Genomic DNA, 23,947 nt, shown 5'->3' with positions numbered 1-23,947 from the left:
CGGCGTGGACCTCAGAAAATCGCGCGGCGAAAGCTGGATCATATCCATTCCTGCCTGTCTGCACCGTGTAACAAATTGCAGGTTCAGCGAGAGGCCTGCGCGCTGGGGTGGAGCGCATCCACAGGGTATGCCCCGTTAGGATGCAGAAAATGCCGGGGATGCCGCAGCTTTGTGCCGCTGATCCGTCAAATCTGGGACGCTGCAGCGCGCCGGGTGCATGGCTTTTTCCGCCTACCGGGGTTCGATGGGCGACCTGCGGGGCAAGATGTGGGGGGGTGGGGCCATGCCTTGCAGCGGGCGACTGCGCTGGCGGATCCAATTCCCTATGCTGACCTGAATTGCCCGCGCCTCTCGGGCTCTGCTACTGCAAGGCACAATTCTGCGTGGGGACATGCCTTGCGCAGACGCGAAAGACCGGAAGGAGTTGCAGATGGTTGACGACGCAACCGGCGGCGTATGTGTCATCATCGCAGCCATGAATGCCAGCGGGACGATCGGGCAGGCCATTCGCTCGGCGCTTAGCCAAGCCCAGGTCGTCGAGGTGGTAGTCGTCGACGACGGCTCCCACGACGGGACTGCCGACGCGGCAGCTGCGGCCGACGACGGTACCGGGCGGTTGAAGGTGAAGCGGCTCGACGCGAACCGGGGGCCATCTGCCGCCCGCAACTATGCGATCCTGCATTCCAAGGCGCCGCTGCTGGCCATTCTGGATGCGGATGACTTCTTCCTGCCGCAGCGCTTCGATCGGATGCTGGCCGAGGGCGACTGGGATTTCATCGCCGACAACATCCTCTTTTTGAACGGCGCGCCACTGGACCCGATGCTCGTCGAGGCGCCTGACTTCCTGCCTGACACCCGCCTGCTCGGTCTCTCTGAATTCATCCGTGGCAATCTGTCGGTGCGGGGGCAACCTCGCGCAGAGACGGGCTTCCTGAAGCCGGTTATGCGAAGGGCGTTCCTCGACCGGCATGGTCTGCGCTATCGCGAAGAGATGCGGCTCGGCGAAGATTACGATCTCTACGCGCGCGCCTTGATCGCCGGTGCCCGTTACAAGATCATCGATGGCTGCGGCTATGGCGCCGTGGTCCGAGCGAATTCGCTGAGTGGCCGGCACCGAACGATTGACCTGAAATGCCTGTATGAAGCCGACCGCGCTCTTCTCGAGCAGCCAGGCCTTCAGGGGGAGGGGCGGCGACTGGTCGAGCAGCACACCGCGCAGGTAAAGCGGCGTTATGAGATCAGGCGGTTTCTCGATGAGAAGGCCGAGCGTGGCCTATGGCGAACGGCCATGGGCATGATTCCGCGGATGTCCGCTCTGCCGGGGGTCGCGACCGATATCTTCCTGGACAAGTACGACCATTTGAAATCGACCCGCGCTAGGCCTTCCGTCGTGGCGGATGAGAAGCTTCCGCGCACTCTGATCAAGGGTCGGCCTGCGCCAGCCAAAAAGTGATCGAGGGGGACGGCCGCTCTGATCCTCTCAGATCAGTCCTCCTGCATCGGCCCGCAAGATCGGGGCCGGTTCGCAGACAGTCCAATGCGAAGTGGCCAGGGCGCTGGGGGGGGGGGCTTCGTGCCTTGAGGGCGCGGGACGCTCTAGTTGGGTCCCGTCATGCGGGCCGGCAGGCCGCCGGTCATCGACGTCCACAACCGTCGCAGCATCGAGGTGAGGAGCGGTTTCGGCGTTTCGGAAGCGGGGCTGCGCTGAATTGCTGGATTCATCGCCTTCGATGGCGGTACCTCAAACACGAAGTCGTATTCCATTTCCCAATGCCCCAGGAGTTTCGGTCGTCTGTCATCCGGCGGCTGGCGTCCTAAACAGAGGACGAAACCCGCAAGACCAGCTCAAGCGTGATCTAGCTCATTGAGCAAGCAGTGCAGCCGAGTTCCGTCTATTTGTCCACTGCGCTCTTAATGCTTGTGAACAAATTTACGTTGTTCGCAACTGATCTGCGGCCTTCCGCGCCTCCGTCGGGTGTCGCAGCCGGCCCGAAGCTGGGAAGTCGGTATGGCCATGACGAAATACTCGGGCTTCGCGCCACCCATCGTCCAATTGCTGAATACCGCAATTGATAGCGCAGTGATCAAATAGAGTTTGAAGCAAGCGAGTGATCGGCTGCCGTTCGACACCCCATGCCCGTAATAATTTTGGTGAATTTGACCGAAATTTTATTGGACGACCCAGGGTATTCGTGCTGACTTCATCGGAGATGGAGGGTCAACTTCCACAAAAAGGGAGGCGGATCTGCACACTTCAACCAATTCAAATTCTTACCGGGTGGTTCGGCTATCGCTTGCTACCGTTCTGGCACGAGACCCGATGCGGGGTATGCTGTTGGGCTTCAGCCTATCGGCTCTGCTGTGGGGCGCGATCTTGTCGCTGGTGGGGTAGTCGTCATCACGCTCTTGAAAGGCTGTTGATACAGGCTGGTGTCGAGCGGAGCTCGCGGGATAGAGCGTATTGAGTGATAGGGCGCCGACCTGCAGCTTACCCCAATCTTCGCCTGTTCTGGCCTTTGAAGCGCTTGCCCTTCGCCTTTCGGCGGTCCTGAGAGCTAACGAGCACCGGGGGCGGTAGGCGTAGGGATTCGTTGTAGACCCACCCGCCATCGAAGCGGCGACGATAGAAGTTGCTCTTCCAGCTCGTCGGAAGAGACTGCAGCTTCCAGACGTAGTGCAGCCAGCCGATCTTCTCCCACTCGCCATATTCTGGCGGTTCTGATGCAGTCATGTTTCCTCGCATGGTCCAGGGCGGTGCCCCTTCCGGCGCTGGCGCGCATCACTAGAAGTCATTTGTGAAATTTGCGTGCCGCAGAATGTTACAATCCAGAACCGGAATGAAGGCGGTATGCCTCCCCATTGGCTTAACCGAGCAGGTCAGCCTGAGGGGCAAACTGCGGCGAAATTTGCACCGCGGGTTCTGCACTTCAGGCGTTGGAAGGCCTCGAGCTTGCCGAGAGCGATCCATCTCCGCCACCGCCTTGAGTGAACACGCGATACCATGCTGTCCTTCGTCTACTCGATAGCGCTATCCGCATGCCCAATCGGACAGGAAGCTGGGAGAAAATTCGGCATGATCTTATTATCTTCTCGTTTGCTTGCCATTGTGCAGTGCGAAAGAACCAGCGACGATCGATGTCGTGGAACAAGGATATGAGATGCTTCGTCGGAATATCGCAAAAGCTCCGTTCACATCCCTGGCCATCCTGGCTCTCTTTGCCGTGCCAACCGTTGCGCAGGCGCAGCAAAAACCGCCCGGCGGTTCCTTTCTCGAAGAGTTCAACCAGCTCAGCCCCAGCCGCTGGTACATTTCCGATGGCTGGAACAATGGAGCGCATCAGAACTGCACCTGGCTGAAGCGCAATGTGAAGCTCTCGGATGGTGTCCTGAAACTCGTCTTTGCCAAGCAAAAGACGAAGGACCGGGAATACGGCTGCGCCGAGGTGCAGACAAAGACCCGCTATAGCTACGGTACCTATGAGGTCCGGTTGAAGTCCGCTGCCGGCAAGGGCCTGAATTCCGCGATGTTCACCTATGTCGGTCCCGTCTCGAAGCAGCCTTGGGACGAGATCGACTTCGAGGTTCTCGGCAAGGATCCGAGCCAGGTCCAGTTGAATCAGTATGTCGACGGAAAAGGCGGGAATGAGAAGTTTGCGCCGGTCGAGGGTGGCGCCGATCAGGCCTTCAACGACTATGCCTTCATCTGGGAGAAGGAGCGGCTGCGCTACTTCGTCAATGGCGTTCTGGTTCACACCGTGACGGACACCGCCGCCATCCCAACCCACCCTTCCGCCATCATGCTGTCGATGTGGGGGAGTGATACGCTCGAGTCGTGGCTCGGAAAATTTGTCGACCCGGGTGAAGTAGCGCTCGAAGTTGATCGCATCTCCTACACGGCTCCGGGTGACAAGTGCCAGTTCCCGACGTCCGTCGCGTGCTCGCAACAGTAAAAGCTGAGTAATTTTAAGGTTAAGGCGCCTCAGTTCCTCCAAATGTTGCAGGGCAACAAAAATTGCCGTAATTCGTGGTCGGGACGGGGTTCGAAGGGGTCGGCATGCTGCACATCTTGTATCTGGTGCATGATCTATCGGATCCTGCAGTGCGCCGGCGCGTGATGATGCTGGCGGCGGGCGGTGCACGCGTGACCCTCGCCGGCTTTCGGCGGACAGACAAGGTCGTATCCGAGGTTGCCGGGCTCAAGCCCATCGACCTCGGCGTTACCGCCGATGGCCGGTTTGTTCAGCGGATCGCGGCGATCTCGGCAGCTGCGGCGCGTCTCGGTTCGAAGCTGAAAGGGCTTGCGGCTCCCGATGTCATCATCGGCCGCAATCTCGAAATGCTCGCTCTGGCGAACCGCGCGCGGAGCCTTTTCGGTGGCACGTCTCCGATCGTCTACGAGTCGCTGGATATCCATCGCCTGCTCTTGCGGGAGGATTTCCTCGGTCAGGGGCTGCGCCGTGCAGAGCGTGCCCTGTCGCGCAATGCCGATCTGCTGCTGACGAGTTCGCCTGCCTTCCTTCGGGAGTATTTCGCGGCGCGCGGCCAGTTTGCCGCCCCGACAATGCTTCTGGAAAACAAGGTGCTGGAGCTCGGCGAAGCGGAGAGCGATTTCGTTGCTCCTGCCTTGGCCCTGCAGCAGCCGACCCGCATTGGGTGGTTCGGCGCCTTGCGCTGCCGACGGTCGCTCGAACTTCTCGGCGCGTTCACCCAGAAGATGGCAGGGCGTTACGAGGTGATCCTGCGCGGGCGCCCGGCCTTGTCGGAGTTCGCCGACTTTCACGCCGACGTCGCCGCCCTGCCGCACGTGCGGTTCGAGGGCGCCTATCGCAATCCCGAAGACCTTTCGGCGATCTATGGCGAAGTGCATTTCACCTGGGCCATCGACTTCTTCGAAGCCGGCCAGAACTCCGACTGGCTGTTGCCGAACCGACTCTACGAGGGCTGTCGCTATGGCGTGGTGCCGATCGCGCTTGCCGGCACGGAAACGGCACGCTTTCTTGAAGACAACGCGCTCGGCCTGATTTTGCCAGAGGCGAGCCCGGAAGCCTTGATCGACCTGCTGGAGCCGGTTGATGCCGGTTCCTATGCCATCGAGCGCGCGCGTGTCGCGGCGCACGGACGGCAGAAATGGATCGTCGACGCCGCCGGTTGCCGTGAGCTGGTCGCACGTCTGGAAGGTCTCGTGACAGGCGGCAGATCGATCGTTCCCGAAGGGATCGCTGCCTGATGACCTTCGACCCCTCCTTCGCGTCCACCGGATCCCCGCCGGATCTGGCCATCTTGCCGTCTGGGATGATCGTCATTCCTTGCCTCAACGAAGCGCTGCACATCGAGGCCCTGCTCGCCCAGATGCACCCTGCCGCGGAGCGGCTCGGCCTCTCGCTGATTGTCGCCGATGGTGGCAGCACGGACGGCACGCTGGAAATTCTGGCGCGCCTAAAGGACGGCTATCCCCGGCTGACGGTCGTCGACAATCCCCGCCGCCTGCAGAGCGCCGCCTTGAACAGCGTCGTCGCGCGCTTTGGCGATGGTGCCGAGTTTCTCATTCGCATCGACGCGCATGGCGGCTATCCCGCGGATTATTGCGACCGGCTGATCGACGAGATGAAGACGACCGGCGCCGATTCCGTTGTCGTCGGCATGGAGACCCGCGGCGTTTCCGGTTTTCAGAAGGCAACGGCGGCGGCCCAGAATTCCAAACTCGGCAATGGCGGCTCCAAACACCGGGGCGGCAGCGTCGGTCATTGGATCGATCATGGCCATCACGCGCTGATGCGGATCGATGCGTTCCGCGCCGTCGGCGGCTATGACGAGAGCTTCAGCCACAATGAGGACGCCGAGCTCGATTTTCGCCTGCGGGCTGCCGGCTACCGTATCTGGATGACCGACAGGACGCGGATGGTCTATTACCCGCGCTCGACGGTCAAAGGGCTGTTTCGCCAGTATCTGGGTTACGGTCGCGGGCGGGCGCGCAATCTCCTCAAGCACCGCAATCGGCCGAAGATCCGGCAGGCGATCCTGCTCAGCGTCGCGCCCCTCGTTCTGATTGCCCTGTTGTCGGTCTTCTGGTGGTGGATGGCGTTGCCGGCGCTGGCATGGGCTGTCTTGTGCCTGGGATACGGGGCCTGGATCAGCCTGAAGGGTCAGGGCGGGCCGCTCGTTGGTGTGTCGGCGATGACCATGCATTTTGCCTGGTCGGCCGGTTTCTGGCTGCAACTGATCGCGCCGAAGCGGCAGAAGACGGCTCTTGCATGAGCGCTGATCTGGAAGGCTCAAACATGGTGACGGTCGACGTCTGCATCTGCACGTTCCGTCGACCGGCTCTCGCCGCGACCATCCACTCCCTGGCGCGTCAGATCGTTCCAGCGGGCGTGGCGGTGCGGCTGATCGTGGCCGACAACGACGTGACGCCGACTGCCGAGCCGCTGGTGCGGCGCCTGGCAGAGGAATGCCCGCATCCCATCCTCTATACGCATGCACCCGCGCAGAATATTTCGATCGCGCGCAATGCCTGCCTCGATGCTGCCAGCGGCGACTTCCTCGCCTTCATCGACGATGACGAGACCGCCTCGCCCGGCTGGCTTGCCGCTCTTCTGGAAGCTTCCGACGGTGCCGACGCGGTGCTCGGGCCGGCACGTGCCGCCTACGAGGCCGAGGCGCCGCAGTGGATGCGGTCGGGCGACTTCCATTCGACCGCGCCTGTCTGGGTGAATGGCGAGATCGTCACCGGCTATACCTGCAACGTTTTGCTGCGGCGGGATTCCCCAGCCGTCGCCGGCCGCCGTTTCGCCGTGGCGCTCGGTCGAAGCGGCGGCGAGGATACCGACTATTTCACGGGGCTGACCCGGGCAGGCGGGCGGATCGTCTATGCCGAGCGGGCCGTCGTCGATGATCCCGTGCCCGCCAACAGGGCGAGGTTTTCCTGGCTGATGAAGCGGCGTTTCCGCATGGGGCAGACGCACGGCCGTATCGTCATCGGGGCCGCCAGCGGTGCGGCGCGTCTTCGTCATGTGGTAGCAGCGATGGCAAAGACAGCGCTCTGTTTCGCCATGGCGACCGCCACAGTGCCCTTCGCCACGCGGCGCAACCGCTGGGCTCTCCGGGGAACAATGCATGCTGGCGTCGTCGCCGGTCTCCTCGGCCTGTCCGAGATCACCCAGTATGGCGATGTCGAACCGAGCCAGGGCAAGACCAATGCAGCCTGATGTCACCGTCGTCATCGCCGCCTACAATGCAGAGGAGGGTGTTGCGAGAGCGATCCGCAGCGCCCTTTCCCAGGTCGGCGTCACCGTGGAAGTCGTCGTCGTCGACGACCAGTCGACAGACGCGACGGTCGAGATCGTCCGCGGCTTTGCCGGCGACGGCGTACGTCTCGTGCCCCTCACGCGCAATGTCGGTCCCGGCGGCGCCCGAAATGCCGGCCTCGACGTGGCGACAGGGCGGTGGATCGCCATCCTCGATTCCGACGACACGCTGCGTCCGGACCGGCTTGCCCGGATGATCGCGCTCGGCGAAGGTCGGCAGGCTCAGGCGGTCGTCGACAATCTGGAGGTGGTTCAGGAAGGCGCCAGCACCGGCGATGTCATGTTCCCGGCCGGCTTCCTCTCGGCGATCGAAGAAATTAATCTTGCGGACTTTATTCGGTCCAACATCCTCTTCAAGACGACGTTCAACTTCGGCTACATGAAGCCGATTTTCGACCGTGAGTTTCTCGTACGGCAGACGGTTCGGTACGAGGAGAGTCTTCGGATCGGTGAGGACTATATATTCTTGGCATCGGTTTTGGCGAAAGGCGGCAAGTGCGTGGTCGATCCTGGAACCGGTTATCTCTACCATATCCGTCAAGCCTCGATTTCGCGTGTCCTCGAGCCACGGCACGTTGCCAGCATGCGGGAGGCCGATATTCGCTTCGAGAAGCAGCATGTCATCACCGGGAAGGCGCGCGATGCCTTTGATCTGCGACAGCGCAGCCTCGACGAAGCCGGCGCCTTTCTGGCGCTGGTAGATCACATCAAGCAGCGCGCTCTCGGCAAGGCGATCGGAACGGCGGTGAGACACCCCACGGCAGTCCGTCACCTCAGCATGCCGCTGATGGTTCGTCTCCAGCGGTTCTTTCCCGGAATCGCCGGGTCCAGCAAGTCCCAATAACGACAAACGGGGGAAGTCGAAGGCGACAGATCGCTGCCCCCATTCAATGCAAGGAGAACAGCATGAAAAAAGTCAGAAAGGCCGTCATTCCGGTCGCAGGCCTCGGCACGCGCTTTCTTCCGGCAACCAAGTCCATGCCGAAGGAAATGCTGACCATCGTCGATCGCCCGGTCGTGCAGTACGCCGTGGATGAGGCTTTGGAAGCCGGCATCGAGCATATCGTCTTTGTAACCGGCCGCAACAAGGCGACCATCGAGGACTATTTCGACATTCAGCCGGAGCTGTATCTTACCCTTTCGGAGAAGGGCAAAAAGGATCAGCTGAACGCGCTGGAGACCATCCTGCCGCCGCCGGGCTCGATGAGCTTCACCCGCCAGCAATCGCCGCTGGGTCTTGGGCATGCGATCTGGTGCGCCCGCGACATCATCGGCGACGAGCCCTTTGCCGTCCTGCTGCCGGACATGGTCTGCTTCGGCGAAGAGGGGTGCCTGTCCGGTCTCATCGATCTCTACGGGACGACCGGCGGCAACGTGATCGCGGTCGAGCAGTGCGATCCCAGCCAGACCGGCAGCTACGGCATCGTCGGCAAGGGCGATGCCGTCGGCAGCGGTTTTGCGATCACCGAGATGGTCGAGAAGCCAGCGCCGGCCGTTGCTCCGTCGAACTACTACATCAACGGCCGCTATATCCTGCAGCCCGAGGTGTTTGAGATCCTGGGGACCCAGGCCAAGGGCGCGGGCAATGAAATCCAGCTGACGGACGCCATGCTGCGCCTGTCGGAAAACCAGAAGTTCTTCGCCAGGCCCTATGCCGGCAAGACCTTCGATTGCGGTGCCAAGGATGGCTTCATCCAGGCCAATGTCGCCTTCGCCTTGGCGCGGGACGACATTCGCGAGCTGGTCTACGAGCCCATCTCCGAGATGGTCAAAAGCTATGGCGGCCGCGTCACGGTAGCCTGACGCCCGGCAAGGCCGTATTGCCCAAACCGGGCACTGCAGTCTATGTCTCTACCGCACTGCGGGAGCCTGGCGGACCGGCAATCAGCCGCCCATTACGCCAGGCTTCCAGGACGCCTGATCTCGGCGAGTACGATCCCGATTTTGGGACATGATGCGCGGAGGCGCGAGCGATGAACCAGAGCAACTCTCACCTTCCAGGTCATGTCTCGGTCTTGTCTGCCATGGCCAGCCGTGCCGACGACTTCATCGATCTCGATCATCTCTTCAGCATCGCCAAACGGCATTGGCGCACTCTCGCTCTGGCAGCCTTGCTGGGGCTCGTGCTCGGCGCGGCCTACCTTGTCGTTGCGACGCGTCTCTACACGGCCTCGACACAGATCCTGCTGGACCAGGAATTGGGGCGCTACGCCGAGGATAACCGGCGCGGACCGGCTCCCCAGCAGATGGACTCGATCGTTCTGAACGAAATCGAGATCCTGAAATCTGCTCGGCTCGCACGCACGGTGGTTCTTGCGGAAAAGCTGGAAGCGAATGCCGACTTCGTCAGCCCACCCGTTTCCGTCGGAAAGCGCGTCAAGGACGCGGCAAAGCGCGTTTTCGGTCTTCCGACGTCTCCGGAAGTCTCCATGTCGGCGTCGAACGACGCGAGGATCAGCAAGGCGATTGCGCTCCTGCAGGAGTCGCTGGCCGTCGAGCGCGTTGGGCGCAGCTCGGTTATTCTCCTGTCCTTCCGAGCCGACGATCCGCGGCTTGCAGGGGCGGTGACCCGTGCCTACGCGAAGGCTTATCTCCTCGACCAGCTCGATGCTAATTTCGATGCCACAAGGCAAGCGACGGTCTGGCTCCAGGACCGGCTCGCCGAGCTGCGTCTTAGCTCCCAGAACGCTGCGCTCGAGGTCGAAAAATTCCGCGCCGAGAACGGGCTGACAAGCGCCGGCGGTGAGTTGATCTCCGACCAGCAGTTGTCCGACCTGAACAGCCAGTTGATTCTCGCACAAGCGGAGACGGCAAAGACCCTCGCCCGCTACAACCAGTTTCGGTCGATCATTGAGGGCGGCGTCGATAACGCCGTGCAGAACGCGACCATCTCCAACGCCGATCAGCCGGGAACGGCGACGATCGTCGATCTCAAGCAGCGCTATCTTGCCGTTCGCAAGCGCGAGCAGGAAGTCACGACCCAGTTCGGCGCCGACCATCCGCAGGCGGTCAGCCTCCGGCGGGAGGAGCAGGATCTGACGCGTCAGATTTTCGCTGAATTGCAGCAGCTGACCGACAGCTATCGCAACGAGTACGAGGTGGCGAAGTCGCGGGAGGATTCGCTGCGGACCAGTCTCGGGCAGCTGACGGGCGAGAGTTCAAAGAGCGGTAACTCGATGGTTCGTCTGCGGGCTCTCGAGCAGCAGGCTTTGGCGCTCTCGACCCTCTACCAGACGTTCCTGACGCGCTACGAGGAGGCCTCGCAGCAGAGCTCCTTCCCGATCGCAAAGGCGCGGGTGATTTCCGAGGCGACCGATCCTGTCGTGCCGTCGAGCCCGCGCAATACGATGGCGCTCGCGCTCTTCTTGGTGCTCGGCCTTTTCGCCGGCGCCGCCATCGTTGCCTTGCGCGAGTTCAAGGAGCGGTTCTTCCGGACCAGCGAGGATGTCAGTCACGCTCTGGGCTTGAAGTTCCTTGGGCATCTGCCGCGGCAGGATGGCGGCGCTCAGCGGCTCCGGTTCTTCCGGCGGGGGGTGACCGTCCCGACGCCGAGCGATGCGTCGCACGTCGAGGGACGACTGATCCCACCCAGCCTCAGCTACGCCGTCAACGCGCCCGCCTCGTCCTTTGCCGAAACCCTTCGCAATTCCAAGATCGCTGCCGACATCTCGCTGGAGAACGGGTGCAAGGTCATCGGTTTCGTGTCTGTCTTGCCGCATGAAGGAAAGACCACGACGGCGGCGAATTTTGCCTCTCTCATGGCGGCGACCGGGCATAAGACACTGCTCATCGATGCTGATCTTCGTAATCCCGGCCTGAGCCGACGCCTTCTGACCGAGCCAAGCCGTGGCCTTCTCGACTGTATCGTTGGAGACGTCCATTGGCATGATGCCGTCGTCACCGACGCGCCGACCGGGCTTGCGGTCATTCCTTCGCTGATCGGCGGCTATCTCTCGCATACGAGCGCGCTGCTGTCGGGGCCTGGCATCCGACAGCTGCTGGAAGAGGCGCGGCGGCATTTCGACTACATCGTTGTCGATCTTCCGCCCCTCGGTCCGGTAGTGGATGCCAAGGCGTTCGAACCACTGGCGGATGGTTTCATCCTGGTGGCCGAATGGGGGCAGACGCCACGCGCGCTTGTGCGGTCCACGCTCCAGGGCGAGCCAGGGGTCGCGCAGAAGCTGCTTGGCATGATCCTGAACAAGACGGATATGAAGCTCTTGCAGCGCTATGGCTCCGATGCCGCTTCGGATCGCTACATCGAGCGCTACGCGGCTTACTACCACGACGAACAGCGCGCCGCCGTGTGATGCCAGGTCGTATGACCTAACGGATTGGTCCTTTCGCTCTGGTGCCGGGGTAGCGGAGCATCTGACGCGACCGCCTGTGCTGCCGGCTCTGCTGCCGCCGGCTGGCGAAGCGGCTCGTTTACGGTCGACGAGCTTGCGGCGATACGCCGGTCAAGAACTTGCCGGTATTGCGCCAGATGCGGACGCCGGTGAGGCGGCCGCTAAAATAAGCCCCGGTATCGATGTTCAGGTGGCGGCCGTCGAGGCTCGGGTTGGTCACGGGCGTATGGCCGTGGACGACGAACTGTTCCAAAAGATGGGCGGTATCCGCGAACTTGGATCGCAGCGTCGTCATCTCGCGGTCGGTCTGCCTGTCGATGGGGACGCAGGGGCGAATCCCGGCGTGGACGAAGAGGTAATTCGGCGTCTGCAACAGCACCGGCATCTCCCGAAGGAACGCCAGGTGTGCGGCCGGGATCCGTGACCGTAGCAGCTCGTCGCCGGCTTTCGGTCCGCCATAGTCCGCCTTCGTCTCGTCTATGCCATAGCTCAGCAAGGTCTGCGCCCCGCCGATCGCCACCCACTGACGGCGCTCGATCCGTCCTTCGGCAAAGTCGAGCATGGCCACTTCATGGTTTCCACACAGGCAGATGCGGTCGAACCCTTCCGGCGGCGGCGCCAGGAGATGGTCCAGCACGCCTGAAGATGCCGGTCCTCGGTCGATGTAGTCGCCGAGCATCACGATCGTCTTGCGCCCGGGCAGCTTTGCCGCATCGGCAATGATTTCCGACTCCAGCGCCAGCAGTTCATTCAGGCAGCCATGGACGTCTCCGACGGCGTAGACGACGTGATCACTGAGATCGCAGGACAGGCGGACGCGTGCTGCGGGCTCCCGTTTGCCGCGAAAGGGCTTATTGCTGAACGCCATGAAAGGGTTGGGTTCTCCGGAAGGAAATAAGGGAAATGCCGTCCCTCTCTATAGCCTTTTTCAGCTAGAGGATGCGAGTTCCGTGCCGACAGTTGCAGATGACAGACGAGAATGGAAAAGGCATTCCCTCCGGCGTTGGCCTCTTTTGGCTGATCCCGGGCAGGCCGAGTGGCCGCCGTTGATGCGCTTCCTGCTGCGCTGGTTTGCAGTTCTAAAGCTCTGGCCTCCACACGGAAGCGCCCGCTGGAGGGGGCAACACATGGCATTGGGGATGAGGCAGTCGAGCCGCTTCCGTCGCCATCCGGACTTCGATAGCCATGTCTCGAGGCAGAGCGTTGAGCTTCGGATCATGCCGACGCAGGTCTCCCTTCGAAGCCGGGCACGGGCAACCGGCGCGTAGACGTTGGCACGTTGAACATCGGCAAGTGACGCGGTGGCCTGCCATCCGAGAGAGACGTCCGCACGTCTACGACCGACTGTGCAGGGCAAGTTATTTTGTTCAAAGAACAATTTCAGGTTGCAAATATTATTTAATTTATCTCGGTGGGCGCAAATAGGCGTAAGCCGCTATACTCTGTTGAAATCGTTTAGCGCGTCATGCTACCCGAATTACAATAAAGTCTTGAATCTGAGTTAATATTTTTAGCAGATTCGAAGAGAGGCGGGTTCAAGATTATACACCGTAACGCCATAATTCTTGGTAAGGGAGCTTATCGCGATGAAATGGAGCGTCAGTATCGAACGGACGCTCCCCGAAAGGAATTTGTAGCGCTTGGTTCGCTCATGCAGTCGACTTTCGTTTCCTATACGGAGGCTAGTTGTCGGCGCGGACGCTGGTTTCGTTTTCTATTTCAGCGACGGCCTATCTACGGCTCGGTCGTTGAATTTGCAGCGAAAGCTGGCCATTTTGATAGTTGCTACGTCACTGGAGAAGATATTGGTCTGCCTCTCTCCGCGCTGTTGAAGGTCCGGCGATGGAAGGGGCGAATGGTTTGTGTGGTGCACAATGTCACCGCCCGCAAGGCGATACTGTTGCGTCTTTTGGGGCACAACGGCTTCGCCGGATTTATTGTTGTCAGTGAAGACCAAAGACGGCGGCTTGCCGACGAATGCCATATTCCAGAAGACAAGATCCTTCTCATCAGCAACTGGGTGGATACAAAATTTTTCCAGCCCGAACATGGCGCCAAGAAATATGCCGTCGCCAAAGTCATAGCTTGTGGGTCGGAAAGCCGTGACTATGCGACGCTGTTAAAAGCCGCCGCAAACGTCGATGCCGAATTCGATGTCTACGCCAACGGCTTCAACGGGTCCGAGAAGGTCGATAGCCGCAACAGATCCAATGTCAGGGTGATGCCAAGGGTTTCCTACGATGCGCTGAGGACGGCGTATCGCGATTGCGACGCCGTCGCAGTGCCGCTGAAGGCTGTCAATTACGCCGCCGGAGTGAGCGGCATCATCGAGGCGATGGCCTGTGGCAAGCCGGTGGTTGTGACCAGAACAGATGGGATCGCCGACTATCTGCCGGAAGTCAGTCCCGAATGGATCGTTCGGCCGGGCGATCCGGCAGATCTTGGGCGGGCACTGACCGATCTCCTCGCCCTCAGCGCAGAGGCTCGAGCCGCCATCGGGCGGCGAAACAGAGAATGGGTGGTCGCGAACTGCGACATAGACCAATACGCGCAGACGGTTCGGGCGCTACTGGTTGGGGAGCATGGGAGCCCCTCCAGTCCTGAGGCGACCAGCCCATCCCTTAAGCTCAGTTGCTGATAGGCCTGCCAAGGAGCACGGGAATGGTGCTCGGCGCTGCCTGTTTTGCAGGGTTGCTGCGAAGCTTGAGATGGGCATAGGCGTAATAGAAGAGAAATGATCCGACGGTGTAGGGGAAAGTCAGGTCAATCTCGAAGAACGAGCGTGAGATCAGAAGGAAAATGAAACCGGTCAGCACGATCAGGTCATAGTCCTTGTTTCCTCCGATGATTTTGCCGAGCGGGCGAACGATGGCGGAGAGGATCATCCAGACCAGAAGGATCAGGCCGACGACACCGAGCTCGACCATCATCTCGATGTAGGTATTGTGGAAATGGAAACCGCTGCGGGCGCCGATGTAAAACTCTTCCCACAAGCGCTCGGCCTCTGAGAATCCCTGGACCCAATAGGCTTGGTACCCAACGCCGAGGAGCGGGTGCTGGTGGAAGGCCAGCAAGCCCTCGGACCATAGGTACGTACGGCCCGTGAGGGTCGAGTCCTTGCCAAAGACGCCGAGGATCTGGTCGGCAAGGTTCGACTGCAGCGCGACCAGCATGATAATGAGGCCGAGCGGAATTGTCAGGATCACCAAGGTGATACGCGCGCCTGGCCGGAACCGGATCGCCACGCGCAAAGCAAGAAAAACCGCCAGCAAAGCACCGAAGGTCAGCATCGACGTCGCCGATCGGGAGGCCCAAAGGGCATAGGCGCAGAGCAATGCCGTGAAGACGGCCACACCGCCAGCGATTGGTGAGACCCGCGGCGCCAGCAGGATCGCAATGCAAAAGAAGAGGCCGATCGAGGAGAAATTGCCCAGCTGATTCTTCGAGGCAAAGGCGCCGATGAAGGTGTAGGATCCATCCATGAGGTCGTATCCATAGTGCCCGAACAGCACTGAATAGAGAACGACCACCAGGCATCCGTACATCACCCCGTGCGCGAGGGTTCGCATGGGCATGGTTCGCGCGGCAATCGACGCGCAGAGAATTTGGGTCGCGTATTGGATGGTGGCCCGCAAGGTCGTGGACGGTGCGTCCGACCAGGTTACCGATGCGGCCATCAGAAGGACAAGCGCGAGGGGCGCCGCAAGATTGCGGAGCGGGCCGACAACCGCGCGGTAGTCGAGGAGGATCAGCGGGAGCCACAGCGCGTAGAAAACGAGGATCGAGCCGGCCCCGAACAGGACGGAATACGCGAAGACGAAGACCGACAAGGCGACGGCAACGGTGCCGTAGATCTCGTTTTCGCTGGGATCGACGAACAGCCGCCGGGAGATCTTCATCGAGCGTACCTTCCGCATGCGGCGGGCAGATTAGAGAGACCTGCCGATGTCACGCAGGTGCAGCCCCGGTTCAGTCAGCCCGGCGCCGCGCGTTTCGCGACCCGCCGAGCTCTGTCCTCTCCTACGACCACCGTCGCAAGCGACGATCTTCTACGCCATTTCGCCACCGCCGACAGCAAATAATCTCTGGTTGGCCGATCCTCGCTTTCGGAGCGCCAGGATAGCTCGGGGGATGCATGGCGCCTCCATCAGCGCGATGGGATCAGACGCTGCCGCGGGCGAAACAGACCGCCGGGATCGTGCGGAGAATGATCTGCATGTCCAGCGTGAACGTCCAGTCTTGGCTGTACTGACGATCGAAATCGACACGCCGCTCATAGGACACGTCGCTCCGGCCGCTGACCTGCCACAGCCCTGTCAGCCCCGGGCGAGTCTGCAGGTAGCAATCCTGGTGAACGCCGTAATAGGCTAGTTCGTCGGCGACAACCGGACGCGGGCCAACGACGCTCATCTCACCGGTGATGATGTTGATCAGCTGCGGAAGCTCGTCGAGGCTGAGCTTGCGCAAGACTCGTCCGACAGCGGTGACGCGAGGATCTTGCTGGAGCTTGCGCGTGCGCAGCCATTCCATCTGGTCCTCGGGATGGTCTGCGAAGTGGGCGGCCAGCAGGGCATCGCCATCGGTCACCATGGTTCGGAACTTCCAGCAGCGGAACTCCCGCCCGAACCGGCCGATCCGCTTGTGACCGTAGAAAACGGGCCCGGGGCTGGTGATGGTGATCAAGGCGATCAGCAGCAAAAGCAGCGGGCTCAGAAAAATCACGCCGGCGACCGCGGCGGAGATATCGAAGACCCGCTTCGCCCGCGGCCCGAGCCGGCTGGGCGTCCCGGTTTCAATCTTGATGGTGGACATGGGGGATTCCGAATTTCCAGGTGTCGGTTGTGGCGGGTCGCTTCGTCGCTCGCAGCTGCCGGTCAGACCGGCGCATCGTCGTTTCTCTGTTCCCTCAGGATCATCTGCGACAGGAGGCTGTCCGGGCGCCCGGCCTGCTCGGTGAAACTGCCGGCTTCGGCCACCATGCCGTCCTTCAGGGCGATGACCTGATCGGCAAACGAGATCATCGAATAGCGGTGTGCGATGGTGACGACGGTCATCGTTCGGCGAAGGGCTGCCACGGCATCGGCGATCAGCGACTGATTCTTCCAGTCGAGCGCGCTTGTCGCCTCGTCGAGGACGAGCAGTTGCGGCCGCCGCAGCAGCGCGCGCGCGAGAGCGATCCGCTGCCGTTCGCCGCCGGAAAGACGCGCCCCCCGATCGCCGACGACGGTTTCGAGACCCTGCGGCAAGGCGCGAACGAAGGAAGCCGCCTGGGCCGTTTCGAGCGCTGCCCAGAGTTCTGTATCCGATGCTTCAGCGCCGGCGATCCGGAGGTTGGAGGCGATCGTGTCGTGCAGGAGGAAAACTTCCTGCGGCACATACGCAACCCGTTCGCGCCAGGCGCGCCGGTTGTGATCGTCGATCGCGGTCCCATCGACGACGAGCCTGCCACCCGCCGGCTCGAGCAAGCCCAGCAGAATGTCGGCGAGCGTGCTTTTGCCGGATCCGGACGGGCCGATGATCGCGGTGATGCTGCCAGATGCGAGGCTGAACGACAGGTTGCAAAGGGCTTCCTTCCCAGTCGTCGCATCATAGACATAGGAAACCGACTGGACATCGAGGCTTCTCGCCAACGCCGGTGCGGCCGATGCATCCGGCTTTGGGGCCGCTTCGGCCGCCGCATCGAACTGCTGCTTGGTGGCCTCCATCACGTGGTAGGCGGGCAGGTTGAGAATGATCTGCTGCAGGTTGAGCTGCAGTTCCATGAAGCGTGGGGCAAGGCGCATGAACAGCACGATCATGACCAGGATTTCCGCGATCCCCAGCCGCACGTAGACGAGGGCGACATAGATGAAGATCGTCAGGCCCATCACGCTGAAGATCTGAAACGCCGCCGTGCTGATGCTCGTCAGCCTGGTGTATTTGCTGAATTCAGAATGCATCTGGCCGAGCGTGCGCCCCAGCCTGTCGACGTAGCGATGCTCGATATTGAGACTCTTCGCCATCTTCATCCCGGACAGGAATTCCGAGACGGTTCGGTACTGCTCCTGGCGGCTTGCCGTCAGCCGTGTGCCGAAAATCGCTGTCCGCCGGCGAAGCGGGTGGAGGACGGCGAACATCAGCACCCCGATGCTGCCGGCCACGAGTGTCATCTTCGGCGAGACGAGCAAGGAGATGCCGAGGTACGCCGCGAGGAGGACAAGGCTCTGAAGCAGCAGCAGGAGATAGAACGTCGCGCTCTGCACGCGGTCGATGTCGCCGGTCAGAACATGGTTGAGGTCGGATTCACGAAGCGTCGAAAACAGTCTCCACCGCGCCCGTGCCATCGACAGGATGAGATCCTGCCGCAGCCGGTTGATGAAGCGGTAGAGCAGATCCGCCATGAAGATCGACTTGTAGCGGTTGAAGAGGGCTTGGGCGGAGACCACGATGACAAGGGTCACTAGAACGGCCGCGAGGGTGACCCTCGCGCCACCGGTCACCCATCCCATCCACCCCGAATCTGGAAGCGCGAGGGTGAAGTCGCCACCGGTGTTCGACAACAGCTGCAGTAGCGGAATCAGCACGAGGATCGAGATGCCCTCGGTCAGGCTGCCGAGCACAAGAAACAGCAGGGCCAGCGATGCCTTGCGGTCGGTCTGCCGCCACACGAAGCGCGCGAAGCCCAGAATTTCCTTAACCGTTACCGCAGGCGTCGGCTTCGCCACCTTCGGCGACGGCGTCTCCTTCGTGACCGACGCGGTCGGCGCTTTGGCATCCTGGGAAGCAGAGAGCGTCAAGGCCGCTGTGCTCCGAGCTTGCCCTCAAGTGTCTTGACCGCGTCCTTGAGGTGCTCCAGCCCGCTGGCGATCTCGAAGCGGGCGATCGGTATGGCCTGAACCATGGCGGCGCACTGCTGAAGATGCCGGATGGCCCTGGCACCCTTCAGCAAGGCATCGCCGAACCGCGCGACGTAGGAGAAGCGCAGAAGCTCGGTCACCGCATCGCCCGGAGGGAAATCAACGATCCGGGTCTCAGTTGATCGGGCCAGCACCATGATGCACCGGGCGGGGACCGCATCCGAGGCAAAACCGCTCTTCAGCCAATGCTGGCGCTTCTCGATGGCAGGATGGATCTCGACCTGCCGGTCGGTATGCGTCAGTGCCAACGCGGCCGCCGCATCCTCCCACAGTTTCAGCTGTCCAATCGCGGGCAAAATGGAGAACGATCCGTCGGCCTCCGCCCGGATCGCCACGATATCGTCGGTGACGAGCAAGTGCCCCGCAGCGATAAAGGCTCCGGCCGTGGTCGACTTGCCTGCCCCCTTGTCCCCCATGAAGACGGCGCCTTTGCCATCGATATCCAGCGCACTGGCATGGAGCACCAGTAGGCCCCGCAGATGGAGGAGAACGGCAAACACCGTGCCGAGGAGGGGGAGGGCGATCAGCCGAGGGCCCGCATCGTTCCAGGGTTCGACGTCGATGACGTCGGTGCCGGAGATCAGGAAGGCGCCCACCGTCTGCCAGACGAGCAGTTGCCGATCCCCACCGAAGTCGACGACATCGTGCGCCTCTTTCGGCATGGCCGCATGATCGATCTTGCGCAGACGGATGTGGACGTCGGCCGGGGCGGGCGCCGTGACAGGAAGTTCTTCCAACGGGATCTCGGACTCCACGACGAGATCAAAGACCCTGTAAAAATGAGTGGCGGGCTTGGCGGTGTTTTCAGGAAGGGTCAATTGTGTGTCACGCTGGTTCATGGCTGCCACGGATCGTTGATTTGTTCTGACGCCGGAGCCATTCGGAAAGAAAGACGATCTTCCACAGCCACATCATCTCGGTCGGGCTGATTCGATCCGCACCGCCTTTGAGTCGCCGATATATTTCACCTGCCGATGACATATCGACGAACGTGGCCAGATCCGGTCGCTTTTGAAGGAAGACAGAGCCGGAAAGTTCCGCGTTCCCTTCCGCAAGCGCCGTCGTGAGCTCGGACGAGAAGTTCGTCTTGTCGGGGCGTTTAGCAATTGCCGGGGGCAGAACACCCCGCATCGCCTGGCGAAGCGTCATACGGGTAAGGCCATTCTTGAAGACCTCTGCGGACGGCACGGACAGGCAGAAGGTCACGACCCGCCTGTCCCAGAAGGGGTAGCGCCCTTCGATCCCGGACGCCGCGCAGACGCGGTCCAGCACCTCGAAGGAGTCGACCTGGATATTGTTGCGAAGGGTCATCAGATGGTGCTTCGCGGTCATCGACTGGGGGCCAGCCGGTAATCTCTGGCTTTCCCGCAGACGTTCGGTCAGTCGGTGGCGCGCGGCAAAGCCTTCGTGGGTCAATCCGAGCGGCTTGCGCGCCGTTGCGGCCCCGACCGATGGCGTGCCCAGGAAGCGGCGCAGACGCGCCCGGGGAGCCCTAAGGAAGCGACCGCCTCGGCCGAAAGACTGGTAGTAGTCCAGAAATTGGGAGACCGGATTGCGGCCTTGACGCATGCTCTCACGCAAGATGGTCGTGGTCGCCTTCAGCCAACGGCCTTCGGCTGCCAGTTCCTGCAACCGCCCGCTGCCGTACGAGATCACCTCATCGCCGCCATGTCCGTCGAGCATGATCCGAATGCCCTCGGCCGACGCCTCCTGGTACAGTTTGCGGGCGATCCCCAGTCTCGGGGCGAAGAAGATATCGTCCTGCTCGGCGAGCAGATGATCGAATTCCGCGAGCGGCGACATTCGATCGGCGACGATGAAGCGTGGAGAACAAGCGTGCTGGGCCAGCACCTGATCGATGTACCGCCGCTCGTCGAGGGAGGGATTGGCCTTATAGACAAAGGAGAAGGTGCGAAGCGGGCCAAAACCGGCGGCCTGCAGTCGGGGCGCCGCAAGTCCGACGATCGTGGACGAGTCGAGGCCACCGCTCAGCATCGCCCCGATCGGAAGCGTCGAGCGGAGACGGGACTGCACCGCAGAATCCAGCCGCTCGTGCAGCATGTCGGGGATGTCGCTGGGCTTGCAGGGGGTATCGGCTTCCACTGACCAGTAGCGGCGAACCGAGAGGTCGCCCTTCTCGTAGGTAAGTGTATGGGCGGCAGGCACGCGGAAGATGTCGCTGTAAGCCGTTGATGACGGGTCTTCCGATATTCCGGCCAGGAAATCGGCGATCCTCGCCTCGTTAATCGCCGGCGTCTCGTCTGCGCCCAGAAGCGCCTTGATCTCGGATCCGAAACGAATGCCTTGGGCATCCCGCCTGTAGTAGAGCGGTTTGACCCCGAAGTGGTCGCGGATACAGACCAGCCGTTTGCGGCTTTTGTCCCAGACGGCAAAGGCGAAATCACCCAATAGGTGCTCGGCGCAGCCGACATCCCAGCGACGAAAGGCGGCCAGAAGGATGGCTGCGTCGTCGAGTGTTTGAGCGTCTTTCAGGCCGAGGCGCTCGATCAGGTCGCTGCGGTTGTCGATACGCGCATCGGCGGTGATCGAAAGGTCACCGTCCGCGGAGTGAACGATGCCCGCTGTCGCGCCGTCGAACGCGAACAGGGCATTGGCAAGCCCTGCATTCTGCTCGTGCCAGAGGAACAGTCCATGCGGGCCGCGGTGCGCCAGCCTTTGCAGCGGTTCCATCAGGTCGTCATGCTCAACCGGCCGGTCATGGGCCGCGTAGATCACCCCGTAGAGGCCACTCATTTCGAACGGGATCCGAATTCTGCGAGGGGAGTAAAGTCGGCCACCGAACGGTCATTGCCGCCGAGAATGATGTGATGGCTGCTGAGCAGCCAAGCATGCGCCTTCAACGCACCCTCAGGAGTGCGGATGACGCCGATCTTGATGCTGGATGCCAGCCCCCGGCGCGAGAGGGCGACTTGGCCGGTGAGGGCCTGGGTAAGGCAGGTCGCCTTGGGAACCAAGCGGGCGGTGTTTCGAACCGCCCAGGCGATGCGGTGGGCATCGGCGGCGCTGGCTTCTTGCGCCGGATCGCCGCGAAGCAGCAGCTTGCGCAAGGCATTGTAGGACGAGAGGGTCAGTCCGATCCTAATAATTAAGACAAATGCGAAGCATTCGGTCAGCAGTAGTACGTTCTGGAAACTTAGCTTTCGAAGAGCTTTAAGCGTCCACATCGACGATAAGTCCTGCCGTCTTAAGGTCCGCCAGGATAACGCCGACATCCGCGGCGCATGCCTCAGGCCCGATTTCGTATTCATCGCTCAGCGCAACGCAGAGTTCCTGGTGCGTCCGCGGCTCCTGCAGCATGTTCCAGATCAGCGAAGCACTCGGATTCAACGTGAAGTAAGTCCCTGACTCAAGGTTCAGCAGGGCTTTTTCATTTCCGATGTCGCAGGCGACAGCGTCTTTATGGGCAACGAAGCGGGCGCTGGCCTGATCGAACTGAATGTCTCGCTGCATCTAAATCGCCATCTACCGTTTCACGAGAAATGGGCTGCGCGGACAAAACCAGCACAGCCCATTTTGCACTAATCGAACGTATCAGGAGAAGGTCAGGTCGCCGCGGGGCGTGCCGGCAGGGAACATCGCGTCGAGGAAATTGCCATTGACGCCGCCCTGGGTGAGCTTCTCGATCGAACCATGGGCGCGCAGCGCCGGGGCTTCGTAGGCAGTCTTGGTCTTGGAAACGGTCATTGGAACGCCTTTCAGTAACTGAACGCCGGAGCGTTGGGGATGAGCTTAACGGGACTGAACGTCAGATCCCGGCATTTCGCCGCGGTCTGATCTGGTCATATATGCTCAGTGGCGTCAAGGGTCCCTAACGGGGTGTTAATGGTGCAATCTGTGTAGCGTTCGAGTCATTGTCTGGTATTCTGGCCGGAAGGGCGGCTGAATTCCACCATCGCACAAGGTTAAAAAAGAGAATATATGACCCAAAGTGCAGGACATAGTGCATGTTAACTAGCAAATATCACGGCGGGTCAGCGGAAACCGAGAATGTAGCGGTGTTTAGTCACAATAATTCGAACGAAGAGCACGATCGAATATTTAAAGAATTAAACTTCGTTTTGTTCGCATTGCGATCCAGTTTCAGGCAAGGCGTGTCGGAGACTGCCGGTTGCCACCGCGATATTGCAGCGCAAAGGCGTATCTTCGCGGTTGCGGCGGAAAACAAAATCGTGAAGCTCACCGCAGCGGGGCTGTCCCGCAGCGGGGGGCAGGAGGAGCATGGTTGGTTCCTCGAGGCTGCCGATGGCTACAGCCGTTCAGTGGTCGCACGAAACCTCGTGCTGCTTTCCGAAGTAGCGGCCGTCATGCGTCATTTCACAGCGAGGCAGATCCCCGCCGCGGTCATGAAGGGGCCGCTCCAACAGAAGATCCTCTACGGAGACTTTTTCATCCGGCCCGCCGCCGATATCGACATCCTGGTTGCGCATCGACATTTCCGGAAAGCAACCGACGCGCTTCTCGAGCTTCAGTACGAGCAGCTGGCCGAGTCGCGCTCCATCTGGTGGCGGTGGTTCCTGGGCGAACAGCACCTGGTGCGACAGGGCGACCGGCCGGTATCGGTCGATCTCCACCACAGGGTTCAGCAGCCTGGCTCCCCGGCGCCTGCTGACACGCGAGCCTTCCTGTCCGGCTCTGAGCCCGTCGCGTTCCGGTCCGAGCAACTGCCAGCCCTGTCGCGCGAAGACGTGCCCTTGCTGTCGGCCATCAGCATCGTCAAGGCGCTCTACAATCGTGAGGCGGTCGGCAGCCATATCTGCGACCTCTATCGTGCCGTGGGCTTCGATCCGGCGGCGCTTGCCAGCTTCCTGGCCAGGGCCGAGAAACAGGACATAGCCGGGACGGCCTTCGCCGCCTTGCGGATCGTATCGATCGCCTTCGATCATGATTTCGGCGATCTGCAGCCGAAGGTCGCGAGCGCGCTGAAAGGTATCTCGGACGAAGATCTGTTGCTGATGACCTTCGTGCCGGCCGCGACGACGCTGGTCTGGCCCAAACGTCGCCAGATCCTCTGGGCGCTGTGCGCCGGCGACGTCCGCCGCTACCTGCGGGAAGCCTGCTGGGTCTTGACCTCGGAAGCCTGTCGTCGGCTGGTCGAGCCAGCGCCACCGTCAGGGAGCGCCCCCGGGACATGATCCTCCCGGGCCGCGGCAAACTCCGTGAAAATATTACTGCATTGCACTCGGAGCATGCTAGCTGTTGCCGTCGGGAGGACCGCAGAAGGCTCGGGTGAGGGATCGCTGAGAGCAAAATTTGCCGAAGCTTTGGCGATGGCACAATGCGGCCAATGATGGGGTGCAAGCGTCTGGCAGCGCGCGCAGCTGGTGCTGGCAGCTGAACCTCATCGGTCGAGGTGCACATGGCCCGCACCGAGAGATAC

The 23,947-nt window shown here is 61.5% G+C and carries 20 protein-coding genes; 10 read left to right on the top strand and 10 right to left on the bottom strand.

All coding sequences use genetic code 11. The features are described 5' to 3' along the window. Positions 1-430: 430 nt before the first annotated feature. On the top strand, positions 431-1,453 hold the full coding sequence (locus tag ACZLZQ_RS01385; protein ID WP_472947775.1) for a glycosyltransferase family 2 protein: 1,023 nt from the start codon (positions 431-433) through the stop codon (positions 1,451-1,453). Between the two features lie 143 nt (positions 1,454-1,596). Here ACZLZQ_RS01385 and ACZLZQ_RS01380 read toward each other — a convergent pair whose 3' ends face one another. Then, a complete protein-coding gene (locus ACZLZQ_RS01380; protein WP_472947772.1) occupies positions 1,597-1,764 on the bottom strand; it encodes a hypothetical protein in 168 nt (55 codons plus the stop codon). A 1,394-nt stretch (positions 1,765-3,158) separates the two neighbouring features. Between ACZLZQ_RS01380 and exoK the strand changes: the two genes are divergently transcribed. From exoK to ACZLZQ_RS01345, 7 genes are all read left to right on the top strand, one after another. Continuing rightward, positions 3,159-3,950: an endo-1,3-1,4-beta-glycanase ExoK gene (gene exoK / locus ACZLZQ_RS01375; RefSeq protein ID WP_472947771.1), complete on the top strand. Its 792-nt coding sequence runs from the start codon at positions 3,159-3,161 to the stop codon at positions 3,948-3,950. A 104-nt stretch (positions 3,951-4,054) separates the two neighbouring features. Next, positions 4,055-5,227, top strand: a complete 1,173-nt coding sequence (locus ACZLZQ_RS01370; protein ID WP_472947770.1) for a glycosyltransferase family protein — start codon at positions 4,055-4,057, stop codon at positions 5,225-5,227. Then, on the top strand, positions 5,227-6,255 hold the full coding sequence (locus tag ACZLZQ_RS01365) for a glycosyltransferase family 2 protein (RefSeq protein WP_472947768.1): 1,029 nt from the start codon (positions 5,227-5,229) through the stop codon (positions 6,253-6,255). Before ACZLZQ_RS01370 ends, ACZLZQ_RS01365 begins: the two co-directional genes overlap by 1 nt. After that, positions 6,252-7,205 carry a glycosyltransferase family 2 protein gene (locus ACZLZQ_RS01360; RefSeq protein WP_472947767.1) on the top strand — a complete coding sequence of 318 codons (954 nt, stop codon included), beginning with the start codon at positions 6,252-6,254 and terminating at the stop codon, positions 7,203-7,205. The genes ACZLZQ_RS01365 and ACZLZQ_RS01360 overlap by 4 nt, the downstream gene beginning before the upstream one ends. Further along, positions 7,162-8,148 (top strand): glycosyltransferase family 2 protein, encoded by a 987-nt coding sequence (locus ACZLZQ_RS01355; RefSeq protein WP_472947765.1) that lies wholly within the window; start codon positions 7,162-7,164, stop codon positions 8,146-8,148. Before ACZLZQ_RS01360 ends, ACZLZQ_RS01355 begins: the two co-directional genes overlap by 44 nt. Positions 8,149-8,210: 62 nt before the next feature. Continuing rightward, positions 8,211-9,107 (top strand): UTP--glucose-1-phosphate uridylyltransferase, encoded by an 897-nt coding sequence (locus tag ACZLZQ_RS01350; protein WP_472947764.1) that lies wholly within the window; start codon positions 8,211-8,213, stop codon positions 9,105-9,107. Positions 9,108-9,277: 170 nt separating this feature from the next. Continuing rightward, the gene (locus ACZLZQ_RS01345; RefSeq protein ID WP_472947762.1) at positions 9,278-11,614 is read left to right on the top strand and encodes a polysaccharide biosynthesis tyrosine autokinase; all 2,337 of its coding nucleotides are present in this window, start codon (positions 9,278-9,280) and stop codon (positions 11,612-11,614) included. 118 nt (positions 11,615-11,732) lie between these two features. Here the strand turns inward: ACZLZQ_RS01345 and ACZLZQ_RS01340 are convergent, their stop codons facing one another. After that, entirely contained in the window at positions 11,733-12,521 is a 789-nt protein-coding gene (locus tag ACZLZQ_RS01340; protein ID WP_472947760.1) for a metallophosphoesterase family protein, read from the bottom strand. Between the two features lie 783 nt (positions 12,522-13,304). Here ACZLZQ_RS01340 and ACZLZQ_RS01335 point away from each other — a divergent pair. Beyond that, the gene (locus ACZLZQ_RS01335; protein ID WP_472947759.1) at positions 13,305-14,291 is read left to right on the top strand and encodes a glycosyltransferase family 4 protein; all 987 of its coding nucleotides are present in this window, start codon (positions 13,305-13,307) and stop codon (positions 14,289-14,291) included. On the opposite strand, the gene ACZLZQ_RS01330 is transcribed toward ACZLZQ_RS01335, so the two are convergent. The 8 genes from ACZLZQ_RS01330 to ACZLZQ_RS01295 all read right to left on the bottom strand — a co-directional run bounded on the left by ACZLZQ_RS01330 (position 14,281) and on the right by ACZLZQ_RS01295 (position 22,254). Beyond that, positions 14,281-15,552: an O-antigen ligase family protein gene (locus tag ACZLZQ_RS01330; RefSeq protein ID WP_472947758.1), complete on the bottom strand. Its 1,272-nt coding sequence runs from the start codon at positions 15,550-15,552 to the stop codon at positions 14,281-14,283. The genes ACZLZQ_RS01335 and ACZLZQ_RS01330 overlap by 11 nt on opposite strands. 262 nt (positions 15,553-15,814) lie before the next feature. Next, a complete protein-coding gene (locus tag ACZLZQ_RS01325; RefSeq protein ID WP_472947756.1) occupies positions 15,815-16,465 on the bottom strand; it encodes a sugar transferase in 651 nt (216 codons plus the stop codon). A 62-nt stretch (positions 16,466-16,527) separates the two neighbouring features. Beyond that, the gene (locus ACZLZQ_RS01320; protein WP_472947754.1) at positions 16,528-18,429 is read right to left on the bottom strand and encodes an ABC transporter ATP-binding protein; all 1,902 of its coding nucleotides are present in this window, start codon (positions 18,427-18,429) and stop codon (positions 16,528-16,530) included. After that, entirely contained in the window at positions 18,426-19,388 is a 963-nt protein-coding gene (locus ACZLZQ_RS01315) for a phosphoenolpyruvate carboxykinase (ATP) (RefSeq protein ID WP_472947752.1), read from the bottom strand. The genes ACZLZQ_RS01320 and ACZLZQ_RS01315 overlap by 4 nt, the downstream gene beginning before the upstream one ends. Beyond that, positions 19,375-21,303 carry an asparagine synthase-related protein gene (locus tag ACZLZQ_RS01310; RefSeq protein ID WP_472947751.1) on the bottom strand — a complete coding sequence of 643 codons (1,929 nt, stop codon included), beginning with the start codon at positions 21,301-21,303 and terminating at the stop codon, positions 19,375-19,377. The genes ACZLZQ_RS01315 and ACZLZQ_RS01310 overlap by 14 nt, the downstream gene beginning before the upstream one ends. Beyond that, entirely contained in the window at positions 21,300-21,734 is a 435-nt protein-coding gene (locus tag ACZLZQ_RS01305; RefSeq protein ID WP_472947750.1) for a lasso peptide biosynthesis B2 protein, read from the bottom strand. Before ACZLZQ_RS01305 ends, ACZLZQ_RS01310 begins: the two co-directional genes overlap by 4 nt. Then, positions 21,721-22,020, bottom strand: coding sequence for a PqqD family protein (locus ACZLZQ_RS01300; RefSeq protein ID WP_472947749.1), 300 nt, complete (start codon positions 22,018-22,020; stop codon positions 21,721-21,723). The genes ACZLZQ_RS01305 and ACZLZQ_RS01300 overlap by 14 nt, the downstream gene beginning before the upstream one ends. An 81-nt stretch (positions 22,021-22,101) precedes the next feature. Then, on the bottom strand, positions 22,102-22,254 hold the full coding sequence (locus tag ACZLZQ_RS01295; RefSeq protein ID WP_472947748.1) for a lasso RiPP family leader peptide-containing protein: 153 nt from the start codon (positions 22,252-22,254) through the stop codon (positions 22,102-22,104). Between the two features lie 260 nt (positions 22,255-22,514). Between ACZLZQ_RS01295 and ACZLZQ_RS01290 the strand changes: the two genes are divergently transcribed. Continuing rightward, a complete protein-coding gene (locus tag ACZLZQ_RS01290; RefSeq protein ID WP_472947747.1) occupies positions 22,515-23,702 on the top strand; it encodes a nucleotidyltransferase family protein in 1,188 nt (395 codons plus the stop codon). Positions 23,703-23,947: the final 245 nt, after the last annotated feature.

The organism is Mesocryomonas lacus, from assembly GCF_055730105.2.
This window is presented reverse-complemented; position numbering and strand designations above follow the sequence as displayed.